This window comes from Streptomyces sp. NPDC001816 (assembly GCF_042892235.1).
In the GTDB taxonomy this organism is placed as follows: domain Bacteria; phylum Actinomycetota; class Actinomycetes; order Streptomycetales; family Streptomycetaceae; genus Streptomyces.
This window is the reverse complement of sequence record NZ_JBIATY010000009.1, coordinates 316,736-331,681: the sequence shown is the minus strand read 5'-3', so window position 1 is coordinate 331,681 and position 14,946 is coordinate 316,736. Positions and strand designations below refer to the sequence as shown.

Below are 14,946 nucleotides of genomic sequence, written 5' to 3'. Positions count from 1 at the left end.
GCTGGTCCCTGACTTCATGGCGTTGAATGTCCTCGCTCGCGTTCAGTTGATGACCGGCGGCACATCGCGCCGGGGCCCGTTCGGCAGGTGTGTCTCTTCGTCTTCGACCAGGTAGTCGGGCCGCGGTGTCCCGTCCGCCTTCCGCTCTTCGCCAGGCTTTCCGTTGTGGCCGGCGCCACGCGTGAGACCGGCACCACCACGGGTCATTCCGTTCCGCTCAGCTCCCGCCGCGGAGGTGCGTGCGGTCGGCCTTCCGGTGACGGCCTCGGACGTTCCCGTGCGGGCACGGGACCCAGTCGCTCCCGAACCGGGCCGCGCCGTGGACTCGGACTCGGGTACTCCGAAGACACCGCGCTGGCCGAGCCGGCCCGTCGCGGTCCGGGAGTTGGCTTCTCCCTCACCCCCGACGATCGTGCCGCGAGGAATCCTCGACCCGTTCTTCGACGAGGGATTCGCCGTGGAGGGCCGCCCCCCGACGACTCCGTTGGACCGGCCAGCGCCGGTCGTCGGCCCGCTGGTCGTGCGCTGTGCCGCCGTGCCTGCGGGTCGCGGCGTACCGCCCGTGACTCCTCTCCCCATAGGGGAGGACGCCCTCGGTCCGGAACCGGCACCCTTGACGGCGGACTGACCAGTCGACGTGGCGCGGCCCATCTGGTCCATGGGCCCTCGCCCCGTGGACCGCCCGGAGCCCGGATTGGTCAACTCGGATGTACCCGCGCGCCCCTGAGCCGACGGAGGGGTACGGAAACCGCCGGCGCCGCTCAAGCCCCGGCCCGAGGTGGCGTTGGGCACGGGCAACCTGAAGCCCCCGCCGTCGAACACATTGGGCTGGCTGCCGCTTGTGGGGGGCGTGCCTGTAACAGGCGGAGTGTGGCTGGGGCCAGGTGTGGTGGTCGTGGGCGAAGGCAGCGTGCCGGTGCTGTCGATATGCGTTCCGACAGGAACGTCCGGGTGCCTGCCTTCGTTCGTAGGGTGCTTCACAGGCGTAGGCATGCCGGTTGTGTCGGGCACACTTGCGTGACGCACCGGCGCCACCGTGGCGTGATGCCCCCCGACCGCCGTCGAGCCTGTACCTGTGGAACCGTGTGAAGCGGAGCCTCCGTGACCGGGGTCGGCGAATGAGGTGGGCTTGGGCACCCCGACCTCGGGGAGATCCTTGAACTCAGGCTCGTTCTTGTGCAAGTCCTGCAGTGATTGATTGGACACCGCGTAATATGACGCCAAGCGATTCATCTGGTTGATCGCCTCTTGGCGGTGCTTCTCCACTTGGACCGCAGCGGCGTAGTCCTTGTTGCCCGCGACCTTCGCGGGCGCAGGGAAGTCCTTGGCGGGTGTCGGGTTCGCTCGGGTGTCCCGAGGGGGCATGGCCTTCCGGACGGACGCCAGCCCCTCGGCGGCAGCGGTGATCTGGTCGCCCGCTCCGCCGGCGAAGCCACTCAGTTGGTAGGTGCTCGCAACGAGCCCATCGCCCCACGTCCGGAAGTTGTCGCCAGCCTTGCCGACCCATGGGACCGTGTGGAACTGGCCCTTGAGTTCGTCGGCCGCCGCCTTGATGGCATCGCGCGCGTCCCAGAGAGCCCGGCCGGAGGACTCCAGGTCTTCCGGGTCCGTCTGCTCGACCAGGTCGATCATCGCGTTGAGGTCGTAATGGTCGAATTCCGTACGATTGACCATGGCCTGCGAATACGGGGTGTGCTTGACCGCACCGCGAATCGCGTTGTCGACGAAACCGACAGGGCCGCCGCCCTCGTAAGGATGCTCCCCGAGACCCCGGGCGTAGTCCGTGACGTTGTTCTGGGCGGAGGCCCGATCCAGGTCCGCCTTGTGCTTGTCGGTCATCGTCACGCCACCACCCCAGCGTCGCCGCCAGCCTTCTTGTTGTCCTGCGGATTGAGCTGCTTGATCTCCGACTGAATCTCGTAGAACCGACGACGCTGTTCCTCTTCGAGGTTGTCGAAGGTCCCCTTCGCACCCAGAACCGCGATGCCGATGGCTTCGATCTGCAGGTGCAAGGTCCTGGAAAGGGTGGTGAGCTTCTCGTGGACCGCGTTGAACGTCCCGTAAAGGGCGTCGGCCTCATGGAAAGCCCCGGCCCCGCTGCTCAGCGACCCCTGACGGATTGCCTGCTCCCCGACCCGCGCCGGGTTGCCCGCCGACCCCTCAAGGTCCTTCAGCACCCCGTCCACCCGACTGACGAACTTCTTCAGCGCGTCCCCGCTGGCCTCCAGGTTCGCCGCCGACACGCCCCCAACCATGTCTGCCGGAAGCACGACGCTCCTCCCCGTTTCCCCGTACGCCTCGTGAACGAGACGGTCTGACCGCTCGCCGTACGATCGCAAAGCGAGCTGCGTCTCACAACGCGTTTACCACTCTAGTCAACCCGTCCAACCGGTCCAACCGAGCATGTGTGTTAACTCGGTTACGAGCCCGACTCAGGTGCCACAGTTTGCCCGACTTGCCGGTTTGCTGTGAACGAGCCCGCAGCACTCCGCGTTGCGCCCCCGCCGAGCACGGCCCAATCTTGAACGTGGTCGACACCGGCGACGTTGCACCGTTTGCGATCTTCATCAAACTTCTACACCCGCTCGTGGGCGACGCCGTAGCAACTACCTCGGTGCGGTAAAGAAGTTGCTAGCGTGCGGCAAACGTTCCCTCGAGTCACATCCGAGTCTCGGAGGCCACTGGGAGCGGAGTAGGCAGTCCATGGTGACAACGGGGAGGAGTTCCGCCGATGGCTTGGGATGAGTGGGAACAGCTGAAGGGTGACGCCCTGCAGCGTCGCCAAGGCTCAACGCACATGCAGCTCAACCAGCTTCCAGTCGATCCCGGCGGCAGCGCCAACCCTCAGGGGGACCTTCGCGTCAACCAGACCGACCTCGCCGCCGTCGGCAATGCCGCGTACGAGTTACATCAGGCGTTTCAGCACGACAGCGATCTCGCCCGGATGAACTCCCTGAAGGCCGCCGACGGCTTGAGGAGCGAGGGGTTCGAGATCGGCGCCGCGCTCGAGCATGTCGCGCAGCATTGGGTGGACCAGGTTCAGACCCTCCTCGATGCCACGGCTCACATCTCCAACCACCTCGACTACACCAAGGGCGCGCACGCGGGGGACGAGGTGTACATCGCCGGCACGCTGAGCAGCATCGCCACGCTCGACCAGGGCTTCGACGAGCGGAAGGGCAGCTGAGCCGATGGATCTCGACGCACTCCGATATGGCAACTTCCATCAGCTGGGCGAGGCGATCACCGACTGGCGGAACATGGCGAAGAAGCTCAAGGCCCTCGCCGAGGACGCCGACAAGAACCTCAAGGGCAGGGCGCACAAGGCCGATTGGGCGGGCGTGAACGCCACCGTGACCCGCGAGTTCATCGACAAGACCGCCGACGAGTACGCCGACGCCCACACGCAGGCCGACACCGTCGCGAACATCCTCAGCGACACCCGCGACGAACTCATCGACTACCGCACCCAGGTCCAGACTGCCATCGAGCGCGGCGCGAACCAGTATCACCTCACAGTGGCAGACACCGGTGACGGAACCTTCGTGGTCGCCGCGAACACCCGCCCCGACTGGGCGTCGGATCCCAGCGGTAGGACTGGCGCAACGGACCAGCAGGCTGTCAACGATCTGCGCGACGAGATCCAGCGCATTCTCAACAAGGCCACCGAGAGCGACTCCACCGCCGCCAAGGCGCTGCGCCTCATCGTCGACCAGGCCAAGTGCGGCTTCTCAGACGCTAGTTATGAGAACCGGGATTCCGCGGCGAAGTCGATCGCCGACGCGGACAGGCTCGCCAAGATCCTCGCCAAGAACCCACATGACGTGACGAACACGGAACTCGCCTCACTCAACTCGACCCTGGCGAAGTACAAGAACGACCCGCTCTTCGCCGAAGAGTTCGCCGAGCAGGTCGGGCCAAAGAAGGTCCTCACCTTCTACGCCGGAATCGCTGACCCCTACCAGGGCGGCTACGACCCCGAACGCGGCAAGCAGGCCAAGCAGCTCCAGAAGAACCTCGGCATCATCATCGGTCAGGCCACGCTCTCGGACAGCGACAAGATACAGGGCTGGGAGCATCAGATGATCAAGCTCGGCCCGGACCAACTCGGTATCGACGACGCAAACGACCCGACCGGGTACGCGGTCATGAGCAACCTGATGCGCTTCGGCGACTACGACGACCAGTTCCTCAACGACTACGGTGACAAGCTCCTCGCCTACGACAAGAAGGTCAACGGCGAGGGCATCAGCCTGTGGGTCAACAACGCGAACCAGGGGGACCTCAACTTCTGGGGCTACAAGAACGACCGTGGCCGCGACCCTGTGACCGGTTTCCTGGAGGCTCTGGGCCACAACCCGGACGCCTCGGCACAGTTCTTCGCCCAGCCCGACGGTGCGGGCGACACGGTCAACAAGGCATCCGAAGTCAACGACCACCTGAAGTACCTGACCAAGGACCGCGTCTGGGCACCCGATGTGACACTGGAGGGCAAGCACGGCTACGTCGCAGGGCGCGACTCACTCGGTCACGCCCTGGATGCCGCCACGACCGGGTACGCATACGACGTCAGCGCGGATGCCGTCAAGGCCGGCGGTGATCACCGCACCGGTGCGACCGCCGCCGTGATGGAACAGGTGGCCTATCTCTACGGCAGCGAAGACGGTCCCAAGATGCTGCACGACCAGCCCGAGCTGACGGACAGCCTGGGCAAGATGGCCGGGGCGTACATCGACGACATCGACTACGAGTTGTCCGGCATCGGCGACCACAGCAAGGACGCGAGCGACTTTCCGGCCCGATACGCCGGACGCGCGCAGTTCGGGAACCAGGGAGCCATCGATTTTCTGAGTGTTCTCGGCCAGAACGAGGACTCGCACAAGGCTGTGACGACCGCTCAGCACCTTTACACCTTGAGCATGCTGGATTCCCATCCGCCCACTAGCGATGCCAACATGAACCATGCCCGGGACATCATGGCGGTCGGTGCGGAATCCCGTGGAATCCTGGACAACTCCCGTGTGCAGCAGGCGGAGACCACATACGGAGCAAATTCCGAGGAAGCCAACAAAGCGCTGGGCCGTTCGGCCGACTGGAAGAAGCTGGTGGCGGGAGCGGTCATCGCAGGCGGGATCGCCGCCGTCCCGCTGCCCGGCTCAACGGCCGCCGCACTCGTCATCGCCCCTCTCGCCGCGGACACACTCACCGACGCGGCCAACACGTTGGTCGGGCACGAAATTGACAAAGCCACGGACGCTGCGGAATCCAACCCGGTCGCTCAGTCGCAGATGACCAGCCGGGAATTCTACGGCACGGGAGCCAACGACCTCGGATCAACCTACGACGCATACTTCAAGGACCACCCGAAGGCAAAAGAGACCGCTGACGACCAGCAGTGGATCGAAGAAACGAAGGGCAGCTACCTGGGTACGGGCTCGCATGAGAACGACTACCGAGGTCGGCCTCCGTACAAGGACTGAGCGAGGACACAGAATGCGTCGAATCTCGGGGCGTGGCGTATGCGCGAGAGCCCTCTGTTTCACAGCAGTCGCGGTTCTCGTCGGCGGGTGCAGCGACGATTCCGGCAAGGGCCACACGAGCGAGCCGAACACGGGCGTGGTCGCGAGCAAGATCTGCGACGGATCACTTGACTCTCAGGCCGCGACAGCGCTCCAACGCCTGTCCGGTACGGATCGGTTCGACGAGCTCACCGGGACCAACGAGGCCGGCGAGCCCAACGCGTTCTCCTTGAACCGTGCGGTCAAGCATCTGCACGACGAGTACCTCAAGCGGAGCGCATGCTGGGTGTACAAGAGCGGGGACGAGAGCGGGACGCCACTCTTGGAGATCCGGTTCTTGGCATCCAGCAACCATCCCTCGAGCTCCGAAAAGCAACCCGGCAGCGACAGGGTCAGGTATCCCCTCGGCGTGTACGCGCTGGCCGGCCCCTACGGAGCAGATCTCTTCTTCCGCTGCCCGACCAAGCCGACGACCGATGATGCAGCCATCGGCAGCACGAACTACGTGAAGGCGGAGATGACTGCGCCAGCCGACCACATGAGGGGCGGCAGCGTAAACAAGGACCGGATGATGATCCTCAACTCGATGGCGAGAGCTGTCGCGGAAGCCGCGGGTTGCCCGTCCACGGCCGCGCTGCCGAAGCAGGTCCCGGAGGCCAAGGACAGCTGACTTCCGTGGAGGCTGCCCCCGGCCGGGACGCCACTCCGAACACAAACCCGAGTGCGATCGCCGTCCCCTCCCCGCCCGCGATGGCCCTGCCATCAAACGGAAGCCTCCGTTCACCACCTCACCCCCGTCCGCCATAATCGGACCCATGGAGCATTGGGCTGGGGAACTGATCAAGTGGTCGCTGTTCGCCTTCATCGCGGGATTGTTCGTCCTCGTGTTCACGGTGTCGGCGCGTGGGCGTAAGAAGGATGCGCGGATCAGGGAGGGCTATGAGCAGCTTGCCCGGATCGCGCCGGAACGTGGGTGGACATACCAGAAGCGCGTGCAGGGGCAGATCGACCAGTATTGTGGTGTGCGGCCCTTTCCTGGTCGTGGGAGCAATCTGCGGGCCTGGCACTACACCACGGGAGAGTTCCGCGGCCGCTCCTTCAAGTACTTCGAGTACCGGTCCATGAACCTCCAGTCGGGCGCGGACACCGGGGAACGCAAGCAGCCCAACATCGAGTCAGTTTTCATCGTCACGGCTCCTGGCTCCGGGCCGTTCGTGCAGATACTGCGTCCGAGCGTGCTGGACACGCTGTTCGACCGGCGGCCCAAGATGCAGCTCGGCGTGCCGGAATTCGATCAGAACTTCCGGGTCATCACCCGGGATGAGGATTTTGTGCGTAACGCGCTCAGCCAGACGGTGGTGCCCTATCTGGTGACCGAACCGAAGGCGAAGGGCTCGCTCCAGCTGCGCGAGAACGAACTGTTCACGTGGTACAGGGGTCCCCTGACTCCACAGGCCGTCGACGAGAAGCTGAACTACCTGTGCGATGTCCTGGACCGGATTCCGGAACAGGCCTGGAGCGCCGCCTGAGCAAGAGCTCAGAGCAAAAGTCTCAGCACAAGTCAGAGTGCCCGTTCTTCCGGAACCTGCAGGTTCGCGGGAGGACGGGCACTCTGTCGTTCAGTCGGAGTCTTCCTCGGCCGGGCGCACCGTCCGCAGGAAGGACTTGAAGTCGTCCAGCACCTCGGCCATCTGGCTCTGCTTCGCGGTGAGGACGAGTTCGATCACCGCGCGCTTGGCCGGGTTCCTGACGTCCTCCATGCCGAGGTACACCTGGCTCTGGAGCAGCTCCAGCGGCTCGCCCCTCAGGGTGGTGTGGAGGCGGAGGTTCTGGATCACGCCGGGGGCGTCCGTCAGGCCCGGGATGTCCGGGGTCCCCACTTCGGCCTTCTTGGCGACCTCCACGGTTCCCGCCTGTTCGAGCCGGTGCACCGACTCGTCGGCGATCTGCCACATGGTGGCGTTGTCGTTGCGCATCCGGCCGGCGATGGTGATGTTCGCCGTGAACCCGCCGTCGATGGAGGCGGGATGGAGCGCGACGAAAGCTGCGCCGGGTGCTCCCACCTCGTCCGGCGGCGCCGCCTGCCACCCCTCCGGCAACGAGAACGAGATCTTGACCGGCAGCGTGGCCGCCATGATGCTCCCTTCCTTGATGAGCGTCAGCTCAGCTTAGAACCAGTCGCCGATCGCGTCGGCGGCGTCACCGAGCGAGTCGACCACCTTGTGCGGATCGATGGTGACGTCGAAGGAGACCTTGCCGCCGATGCCGAGGCCGACTCCGACCTCGCCGCCGATGGTGAACTTGCCGTCCTTCATGCCCAGGTCGGCGCTGGCGGACGCGCCGGCACCCGCCCATGCCTCGCCTCCGACACCGGCACCGACGCCGGCGACGTCGCCGGAGACCGAGCCGGTGGCCTTGGCGCCGGCGAACGCCTCGGCGCCGGCGTGCACGCCGTCCTTGCCGACGCCCACGTTCGCGGAAGCCTCGGCGCCCGCGTAGGCCTTGCCCTCGGCCTGGACCGCCGCGTAGCCGTACTCGGCACTGCCGCTCACGGAGGCCTGGGCGAGGTACGCGCTTCCCGAGAGGCCCGCCTGGAGCCGTCCGTTGGTGATGCTCGCGGCGGCGGACCCGTCGACACCGAGCGCCGAGACGCCGGCCGAACCCTTCAGCTTGCCGTCACCCGCGAAGGACGTCTCTCCGTTCGCGCCCGCCGACCCGACGTTGGCACCGCCCTGCCACTCGGCGAGCTTGACGGTCAGGTTGGTCTTCTTGGCGGGGGTGGTCCCGTCCTCTTCGTCCCCGGTGGGCTCGGGCTTGTCCTTGATGAACCAGTTGCCGTTCTCGTCCTTGCCCCAGACCTTGTCGGCGCGGTAGTGGCCGTCACCCTTCGGGAGCCAGCGCTCGGTCTCCAGCTTCCACCGGTTCTGGGTCGTCTTGCCGACGCTGTGGTCCTGGATCCACTTCCAGTCGTCGACCCGCTGCCTGGCATTCGTCAGCCAGCCGGGACTGTGCGCCGCACCGCCCGCGAGGTCGTCGAGCTTCTTCGTCAGCTTCTCGAGCTCGGGCTTGAGTTGCTTGCGCGCGGCGTTCAGCGTCGTCTGTGCCGCGTCGTGGTCGCCGGACTTCCACTGCTCGATCGCCGTCGAGGCCTGCTTCTGGGCCCATCCCAGCGTGGAGGAGTACGAGGTGACCGCGTCGGCCGCGCCCGACATCGCGTCGGCCACGAGGTACCAGTTGGACTTCTCCTTGGACAGGGTGGGCCAGAAGGCATCGCTGGCCTCGCCCTTCCAGCCCGTGATCTTCAGGTCGCGCAGGCCGTCGCCGATCTTGTCGAACTTCTTGGACCAGCTGGTGAGGGTGGAGGCCAGCTCGGTCAGCTTTCCGGTGTCACCCGGGACGAGCTCCTTGGGGTCGGTCGTCGACCCCAGCTCGGTTGCCATGGATTCGGATTCCCCGTCTCTGATTCAGTTTTCTAACTCAAGTCCGACTTGACCGAATTCACCGCGTCGCGGATGGCCTGGTCCGTCTCCGTGAAGTTGTTGTTGGCCGAGTTCAGGCCCTCCGCCAGGGAGGCCGCACAGTCGGCGAGGAACTCGGCCCCCAGCTCCCAGGTGCCGCAGAACGTGACCAGCGCCTCGGCCGCGGAGTCATCTCCGATCGCGGAACCCTGCTCGGCCAGGCCCTTCAGGTCCACCTTCTGGACCGACGTCAGACATTCCAGAATGTCCGAAGCACCCTTCTTCAGGACCCCCGGCTCCACTCCCAGATCAGTCGACACGAGACCCCAGTTCCCCTTTCCTCAACCCCGCCCGCACACATATGCCTTGGCGAATTAGCTCGCTCACGCTAGCACCAACGCCCGCCCCATCTACGTCAGCTCACCACCCCCACACGACTCCTACCGCTCAGCGCCACTCAGAACGCCCGGTAGCCTCCTATGCCATGAACAACGAGGACCCGTCCCGCCCGCCCGAGCAGCGCCGTGTGGTCATTGTCAACGACCGTGAAATTCCCCGGCGTTACTTCCTCCTGGTCGGCACCGGAATCGTCGTGCTCTTCGCCGGCGCCTTCGGCAGTATCGTCTGGGCCAGTTGGTCAAATGCGCGGAAAGATTCCCGTAGCGAGGAGGAGTTGTCCCGCCTCGCTGCCCTCGCGAGCGAGCACGGGTGGGCGTACCAGGAGCAGGACAAGGGTGGCGTCGACCGCTACGAAGGCGTCACCCCCTTCCCGAAAGCGTCGTCGGGGCTGAGTGCCTGGGACGACATCGAGGGCCGTCACCGGGGCCGCAGCATCCGCTGCCTCGAGTACCGCGACGAGAAGACCGTCCGGTCGGCGGGGCCGAAGCGCTTTGACACGACGACCACGTACTACTCCGTCTTCTCGGTCACCACACCGGGCACCGTCTCCCGCACCGTGGTCCGTGAACCGGGCGATCTCCACGGGAAGTTCGCCGACGGGAAGCTGGAGAATTTCCTCCGCAACGACCCCCGGGCCGCCGGTGCCCCTCTTCGGTTCGACAAGGGCGAGTTGATCACCTGGTTCGAGGGTCGTCTTCGTCCCAAGGACGTGCTGCCGAAGCTCGATTTCCTTTGCGACGTTCTCGAGCACACGCCGACGTCCGTGTGGGATTGACGTTCACTCGCCCCTCACAATTACCGATCCTTCTCCTTATTGGTGAGGATCTCTTGCAGGATTGCGGTATCTATATGCTCCCGCTCGCGCCAGGCAGCCGCTTCAGTACGAAGCCAGGAGGAATGCTGTCGGTATGCTTCGAGCGTCCCCTTGTCTTGATCACCCGGAATGGAGCTCAGCATGACCATAGGCCGTGTATCCGCAGCAGCTTGGAGCCTTTCGGCCGTGGCCACCGGTGTGCTGCTTGTCGGCTGCTCTGCCTCGGTCAAGGCGGAGAAGTCCGAGCCGAAGTTGTCTGCCGACAAGCTGGCCACCACGGTCTCCGAGAAGCTCGCCGCTCAGACGGGCCAGCCGAAGCCGAAGATCACCTGTCCCGAGGACCTCGCCGGGAAGGTCGGCACCACCACTCGTTGCACGCTCATGGCGAACGACGGCAGCACTCTGGGAGTGACGGTCACCGTGACTTCCGTCAAGAATGACCAGATCAACTTCGACATCAAGGCCGACGACAAGGCCTCCCCTGCGGCCAACTGACCTTCGTGGTCAGGGCGTCGTAGGCGCGGTACAGCCGTGCGCCTTCGCCGACCGCTCGGCGAAGGTTCGCAGGACGGTCCTCGCTCGCCGTCGCGCTCGTAGTCGCGATACGCGCTGCCGCCCAGCTCACCCGCCCAGCTGGCGGCTTCGGCGGTGATGGGTTCCAGGTCGGCCGGCTCCGGGTCGGTGTACTTGTCCGTCTCGTAGTCCCAGCGCCGGGCGTGGCAGACGCTCAGCAGGCGGGACTACTGGAGGTCACCGGTCGTGGTCCAGGTGCCCCGCAACGGCGCCGATCCCCTGGCCGCCATCCACCCGCACTTCCTGATGCCCCGGCCCGGCTCGTCGACACGGACGGAGTCGTCCTCGGGTGGGGACCTTCAGCGCGGTCGTCGCTGTGGCGGCCCGTCACGCCGATGGCTTCATGGCCCGGTGCCAGGAGATCTTCGGTCTTCACCTCGTAGGGAAGGTGGTTGACGAGCTCGCGGCCTCCACGTGCAGGCCGCCGTGCCCCTCCCACTCGAGGGTGCAGTTCAGCAGCGAGCGGCTCTCCTGACCGGGCTGCAGCAGGGTGCCGTACTGATCGAGGGTCCCCCTCGCGTCGTCCGGTATGTGGTCGTGGAGTTCGTCGTACGGCAGCAGGCCTCCGCAAGCTCGCTTCACCTGGGCCCTGTTGGCGGCGAGGTGGCCACCCTGGTCGCGCAGGACCAGCGTCAGACCGGCCGCGACCAGGCCCAGGGCCAGCGCCGCGGCCAGGGACAGCCGCAGTCTTCTCGGCATCCGCCCGACGAAGGTCAGCACTCGCCCTTTCGTGACTCCACAGCGATCCGGTACCCCCGATACGTCAGCGTCCCCTCCCCGCCACCAATACCCGGCGGCGTGTAGTCGTCCTTCTTCGACCGGCTGCGCTCGACGTGCGCGCAGAACGCGTCGTCCGCGCCCTTCGCGGTGACCGTGAAGTGCGCGTCATCAAGGGTGTTGGCGTCGGCCGGGGTGGCATCCACGCCGTACTGCGGGGCGTCGCCGCCGCCGTACTGGATCACCTTGTCCTCGATCAGCGAGGCGTAGTCGTCGAAGTAGAGAGGGCTGCCCGAGTCGTCGGACTGGTACGTGAAGCCGTCCAGGTCGTCGGCGGCCTGCTGCACCGCGCCGGCCAGCTCGCTGTCGTCCCACGCCATGTCGTCGGAGACGCCGAAGGCCTGGACGGCCGTGTAGATGCCGAGGCCGGCCAGGGTCACGAAGATGACGCGGGCGACGACGAAGGCGGAGTCGGGGAGGTCCGGGGCGGACGGGTTGATGCTCGAGCGCCAGGCGCGTACCCGGTCCGCCTTCACGCAGGCCATGGCCAGGAGTACGGCGGTCAGGGCCAGGCCCAGCACGTTCAGCTTCGTCAGGCCGTCCATCGGCCGCCCGGCCGCTGCCCGCCGCGCCTGCGGCGTCCGTCCCGTACCGCCACGGCCGTACCGCTCAGCCCCGCCACCACGACCAGGCCTCCCACCATGACGTACGTCGCCATGCGGGAGTTGCGTTCGTCCGCCGTCTCGCCGAAGTGCAGGGGCGTGACCGAGGGGGCCTCGCCCTTGGCGACGCCGTCCTCGGGCTTCGGTGACTCGACGGGGTGCTCCGGATCCACCTCGGTCAACGCCTTCACCGGGTCCACCACTCCCCAGCCCACCAGCCGGTCCTGCCCGGGGATCGAGCGTTCCGCGGTCTGTTCGATCTGGGCGGCGACCTCCTGGGTCGTCCACTTGGGGTACTTGGCCTTCAACAGGGCCGCCACGCCCGCCACATACGGCGCCGAGAAGCTCGTGCCGTTGTCCGAGCAGTGGCCGCGGCCCGGGACCGTGGAGATCATGTCGACACCGGGGGCCGAGACCCCCACGAAATCTCCCGACTGTGAAAAGGCCGCCCGTTCGTTGTTGCGGTCGGACGCCCCCACCGCCAGGACGCCCGGGTACGACGCCGGGTACGTCCGCTTGACATTGCCGCCCAGACCGTCGTTGCCGGCCGACGCCACGACCACGACCTTCCGGCCCAGGGCCTCGTCGACGGCCTGCTTCAGGCGCGAGTCCGGCTCGACCGCGTTGGCGGTGTCCTGGGAGATGTTGATGACGTCCGCGCCCGCCTGCACCGCGTAGTGGATCGCCGAGGCCAGGGTGAGCGCCGTGCCGTCACCCTCGGCGTCGTTCTGCTTGATCGGGATGATCGTCGCCTTCGGGGCCAGGCCCACGAAGCCCGTTCCCTTGCCCGGGCGGGCCGCGATGATGCCGGCCACGCGCGTGCCGTGGCCGACCGTGTCCGTGGTGCCCGAGTTGTTGCCGCGCTCGATCTTCTCGCCCTTGGCGTTCTTGGCGGGCAGCAGGTTCTTGCCCTTCGACACGTCAACGGCCTTGGTGAGCTGGGGGTTCTTGACGTCCACCCCGGTGTCGATCACGGCCACGCGGACGCCCTTGCCTGTCGACTGCGCCCACAGCGCGTCCAGGTTGACGCGCTGCAGCGCCCACGGCCGGCCCGCGTAGTTCTTCGACGGGAACGTGCACTGGCCGTCGTCCGCCCGGGCCGGGGAGGCCGGGAGGGCGACCACCGTGGTCGTCGCGGTGAGGACCACCGCGGCGGCCACGCCCGCCGTCCGGGCCGCGGTCCCCGGTGTCCTTGCCTTCAGCATGAGTTCGCTTCTCCTCCGCCCGCTCCGCTACGAACCCTGCGGCTGGCGCGCCGCCGCCTCCGACAGGCGCGGGCCAGTCGGCAGGAACCTGGACCACTCCAAGGGGACGGGCGTGGGCTTCACGTTCTCGTAGCCGAGGCGGGTCTGGGCGATCTTCGCCTCGGACAGCTCCTCCTTGCGCTGCTTGGCGGAGGTGCCGATGCCCTGGTCGTCGGTGGCGCTGTCGCTGTTGGACTGCAGGGCGTAGCGCAGGCCCGTGTCGGTGACCAGGAAGACACCGCCGGCGCCGGTCGCCGTACCCTGGAACTGGCGGTAGAGCTGGCCGGAGCCGGCGGTGACGTAGCCGCTGGAGGAGCCGGTGGGCAGCTGGGCGGGAAATTCCGTGCCCACCCAGGTCGACAGCGTGGTCTCGCCGTTGCCGGCGACCGAGCGCATGACGTTGCAGACCGTGTTGCGGCCGCTGGTGGTGCTGGCGCCGTCGTTCACCGTCTTCGGCTTGTACGTCGGCCAGTTCTTGGTCCCGTAGAACGTCGTGCTGTCGGCGACCGCGCCGGGGCTGACCTGCTGCGCCTCACCGGCCTGGCCCGTGCCGATGAGGTCCCCGCTGTTGAGCAGGAGCGTGGCCGTGAACTCGGAGATGCGGGCGACCTTTCCCTGCAGCACGACGTAGTACTGCATCGACTGGCCGTCGTACGCCTTGATGACCTCGCCGACCTTGTCGTACTGCCGCAGCAGGCTGGAGGCGTTGGCCTTCGCGCCGGGCGTGCCCTGGATCGGCGGGATCTCGATCGGGCTGCCCTTGTGAAGGGTGTCGAGCCATTGCTGGGAGACGCGCTGCGGGGCGCGGCCCTGGGTGTCGAGGGCCTTGAGCAGTTCCTTGTCGGTCGGGTCGGCGATCTGGTACGCCATACCCCGCGCGTCGACGACGTACTGGGTCTTGCCGTCCGGGGCGACGACGTACATCAGGTCGCCGTGGGTGAGCTTGTTCGGCCCCTCCGTCTTCGCCCATTCCTTCTTCGCGAGGACGAACGCCGCCTTCTGGATGGCGCGGCCGCCGTCACCGGGGCGTTCGCAGACCACCCAACGCTTGGCGGCCTCGGCCTCGTCCGAGCTGGGCAGGCGGTCGGGGGCGTAGGGGATGCCGATGGTGGCGCCGTGCGGGGGCTTGCCGCTGTCCAGGACCTTCTCGTCCACGGTGATGACGCTGTCATGGCTGGGGTCCAGAAGGAGCTTGGCCGAAGCCATGTTGAGGACCGGGTGCAGCTGCTTCTGCTTGCCCGTCTTCAGGACGACGTACCGCGTGGTCGACTCGCTTGCGACGATGACGTGTTCTTCGGGTGTGTCCCAACCCTTGGGCGCGGTCGGGCTGAACATGCCGATCGCGCCGAACACCGCGAGGATCACGACGCCGACGACGGCGCCGGGCACCAGTGCGCCCAGCGGCTTGGGGGCGCCCTCCTCCGAGCCGGAGGGGGAAGGCTGCAGGAATGATGCGAGCGTGCGGCGCTTCGCGAAGGTGTAGGCGTTGAGTTCGTCCCGCCGTGATGCCATCTGTGTCCGCTCTCTCCCCGTTGCGGAGCCGTGGGGGACCTGTGAAGA

The 14,946-nt window shown here is 66.8% G+C and carries 15 protein-coding genes; 6 read left to right on the top strand and 9 right to left on the bottom strand.

Annotated features, from left to right (window positions below; genetic code table 11):
• Nucleotides 1-42: 42 nt before the first annotated feature.
• Nucleotides 43-1,839, bottom strand: a complete 1,797-nt coding sequence (locus ACFYZZ_RS30570) for a hypothetical protein (protein ID WP_389182707.1) — start codon at nt 1,837-1,839, stop codon at nt 43-45.
• A gap of 2 nt (nt 1,840-1,841) precedes the next feature.
• Nucleotides 1,842-2,243: a hypothetical protein gene (locus ACFYZZ_RS30565; RefSeq protein ID WP_389182636.1), complete on the bottom strand. Its 402-nt coding sequence runs from the start codon at nt 2,241-2,243 to the stop codon at nt 1,842-1,844.
• A gap of 488 nt (nt 2,244-2,731) precedes the next feature.
• On the opposite strand from ACFYZZ_RS30565, the gene ACFYZZ_RS30560 reads away from it, so the two are divergent.
• From ACFYZZ_RS30560 to ACFYZZ_RS30545, 4 genes are all read left to right on the top strand, one after another.
• Nucleotides 2,732-3,187, top strand: a complete 456-nt coding sequence (locus tag ACFYZZ_RS30560; RefSeq protein ID WP_389182633.1) for a hypothetical protein — start codon at nt 2,732-2,734, stop codon at nt 3,185-3,187.
• A 4-nt stretch (nt 3,188-3,191) separates the two neighbouring features.
• The gene (locus ACFYZZ_RS30555; RefSeq protein ID WP_389182630.1) at nt 3,192-5,480 is read left to right on the top strand and encodes a hypothetical protein; all 2,289 of its coding nucleotides are present in this window, start codon (nt 3,192-3,194) and stop codon (nt 5,478-5,480) included.
• Nucleotides 5,481-5,493: 13 nt separating this feature from the next.
• Nucleotides 5,494-6,189: a hypothetical protein gene (locus tag ACFYZZ_RS30550; RefSeq protein WP_389182627.1), complete on the top strand. Its 696-nt coding sequence runs from the start codon at nt 5,494-5,496 to the stop codon at nt 6,187-6,189.
• A gap of 145 nt (nt 6,190-6,334) precedes the next feature.
• Nucleotides 6,335-7,048: a hypothetical protein gene (locus ACFYZZ_RS30545; RefSeq protein ID WP_389182625.1), complete on the top strand. Its 714-nt coding sequence runs from the start codon at nt 6,335-6,337 to the stop codon at nt 7,046-7,048.
• A 90-nt stretch (nt 7,049-7,138) separates the two neighbouring features.
• On the opposite strand, the gene ACFYZZ_RS30540 is transcribed toward ACFYZZ_RS30545, so the two are convergent.
• The 3 genes from ACFYZZ_RS30540 to ACFYZZ_RS30530 are packed head-to-tail and all read right to left on the bottom strand — an operon-like array spanning nt 7,139 to nt 9,297.
• A complete protein-coding gene (locus ACFYZZ_RS30540; RefSeq protein ID WP_389182622.1) occupies nt 7,139-7,654 on the bottom strand; it encodes a hypothetical protein in 516 nt (171 codons plus the stop codon).
• A gap of 33 nt (nt 7,655-7,687) precedes the next feature.
• Nucleotides 7,688-8,959 carry a putative T7SS-secreted protein gene (locus ACFYZZ_RS30535; RefSeq protein ID WP_389182619.1) on the bottom strand — a complete coding sequence of 424 codons (1,272 nt, stop codon included), beginning with the start codon at nt 8,957-8,959 and terminating at the stop codon, nt 7,688-7,690.
• 32 nt (nt 8,960-8,991) lie between these two features.
• Complete coding sequence (locus ACFYZZ_RS30530; RefSeq protein ID WP_389182616.1) at nt 8,992-9,297, bottom strand: hypothetical protein; 306 nt, start codon at nt 9,295-9,297, stop codon at nt 8,992-8,994.
• A 164-nt stretch (nt 9,298-9,461) separates the two neighbouring features.
• On the opposite strand from ACFYZZ_RS30530, the gene ACFYZZ_RS30525 reads away from it, so the two are divergent.
• Together ACFYZZ_RS30525 and ACFYZZ_RS30520 are read left to right on the top strand one after the other, a co-directional pair.
• Nucleotides 9,462-10,151: a hypothetical protein gene (locus ACFYZZ_RS30525; protein WP_389182612.1), complete on the top strand. Its 690-nt coding sequence runs from the start codon at nt 9,462-9,464 to the stop codon at nt 10,149-10,151.
• 180 nt (nt 10,152-10,331) lie between these two features.
• Nucleotides 10,332-10,685: a DUF4333 domain-containing protein gene (locus tag ACFYZZ_RS30520; RefSeq protein WP_389182704.1), complete on the top strand. Its 354-nt coding sequence runs from the start codon at nt 10,332-10,334 to the stop codon at nt 10,683-10,685.
• A 450-nt stretch (nt 10,686-11,135) separates the two neighbouring features.
• Here ACFYZZ_RS30520 and ACFYZZ_RS30515 read toward each other — a convergent pair whose 3' ends face one another.
• The 4 genes from ACFYZZ_RS30515 to eccB are packed head-to-tail and all read right to left on the bottom strand — an operon-like array spanning nt 11,136 to nt 14,898.
• On the bottom strand, nt 11,136-11,483 hold the full coding sequence (locus tag ACFYZZ_RS30515) for a hypothetical protein (RefSeq protein WP_389182609.1): 348 nt from the start codon (nt 11,481-11,483) through the stop codon (nt 11,136-11,138).
• Nucleotides 11,477-12,085: a hypothetical protein gene (locus tag ACFYZZ_RS30510; RefSeq protein ID WP_389182606.1), complete on the bottom strand. Its 609-nt coding sequence runs from the start codon at nt 12,083-12,085 to the stop codon at nt 11,477-11,479. The genes ACFYZZ_RS30515 and ACFYZZ_RS30510 overlap by 7 nt, the downstream gene beginning before the upstream one ends.
• A complete protein-coding gene (gene mycP, locus ACFYZZ_RS30505) occupies nt 12,073-13,347 on the bottom strand; it encodes a type VII secretion-associated serine protease mycosin (protein ID WP_389182603.1) in 1,275 nt (424 codons plus the stop codon). Before mycP ends, ACFYZZ_RS30510 begins: the two co-directional genes overlap by 13 nt.
• Before the next feature lie 27 nt (nt 13,348-13,374).
• On the bottom strand, nt 13,375-14,898 hold the full coding sequence (eccB, locus tag ACFYZZ_RS30500) for a type VII secretion protein EccB (protein WP_389182600.1): 1,524 nt from the start codon (nt 14,896-14,898) through the stop codon (nt 13,375-13,377).
• Between the last annotated feature and the right edge of the window lie 48 nt (nt 14,899-14,946).

Coding starts and splice junctions, on each gene's coding strand:
- ACFYZZ_RS30560 (WP_389182633.1), top strand. CDS start 2,732: ATGGCTTGGGATGAGTGGGAACAGCTGAAGGGTGACGCCCTGCAGCGT.
- ACFYZZ_RS30525 (WP_389182612.1), top strand. CDS start 9,462: ATGAACAACGAGGACCCGTCCCGCCCGCCCGAGCAGCGCCGTGTGGTC.
- eccB (WP_389182600.1), bottom strand. CDS start 14,898: ATGGCATCACGGCGGGACGAACTCAACGCCTACACCTTCGCGAAGCGC.
- ACFYZZ_RS30570 (WP_389182707.1), bottom strand. CDS start 1,839: ATGACCGACAAGCACAAGGCGGACCTGGATCGGGCCTCCGCCCAGAAC.
- ACFYZZ_RS30545 (WP_389182625.1), top strand. CDS start 6,335: ATGGAGCATTGGGCTGGGGAACTGATCAAGTGGTCGCTGTTCGCCTTC.
- ACFYZZ_RS30510 (WP_389182606.1), bottom strand. CDS start 12,085: ATGGACGGCCTGACGAAGCTGAACGTGCTGGGCCTGGCCCTGACCGCC.
- ACFYZZ_RS30550 (WP_389182627.1), top strand. CDS start 5,494: ATGCGTCGAATCTCGGGGCGTGGCGTATGCGCGAGAGCCCTCTGTTTC.
- mycP (WP_389182603.1), bottom strand. CDS start 13,347: ATGCTGAAGGCAAGGACACCGGGGACCGCGGCCCGGACGGCGGGCGTG.
- ACFYZZ_RS30520 (WP_389182704.1), top strand. CDS start 10,332: ATGACCATAGGCCGTGTATCCGCAGCAGCTTGGAGCCTTTCGGCCGTG.
- ACFYZZ_RS30540 (WP_389182622.1), bottom strand. CDS start 7,654: ATGGCGGCCACGCTGCCGGTCAAGATCTCGTTCTCGTTGCCGGAGGGG.
- ACFYZZ_RS30555 (WP_389182630.1), top strand. CDS start 3,192: ATGGATCTCGACGCACTCCGATATGGCAACTTCCATCAGCTGGGCGAG.
- ACFYZZ_RS30535 (WP_389182619.1), bottom strand. CDS start 8,959: ATGGCAACCGAGCTGGGGTCGACGACCGACCCCAAGGAGCTCGTCCCG.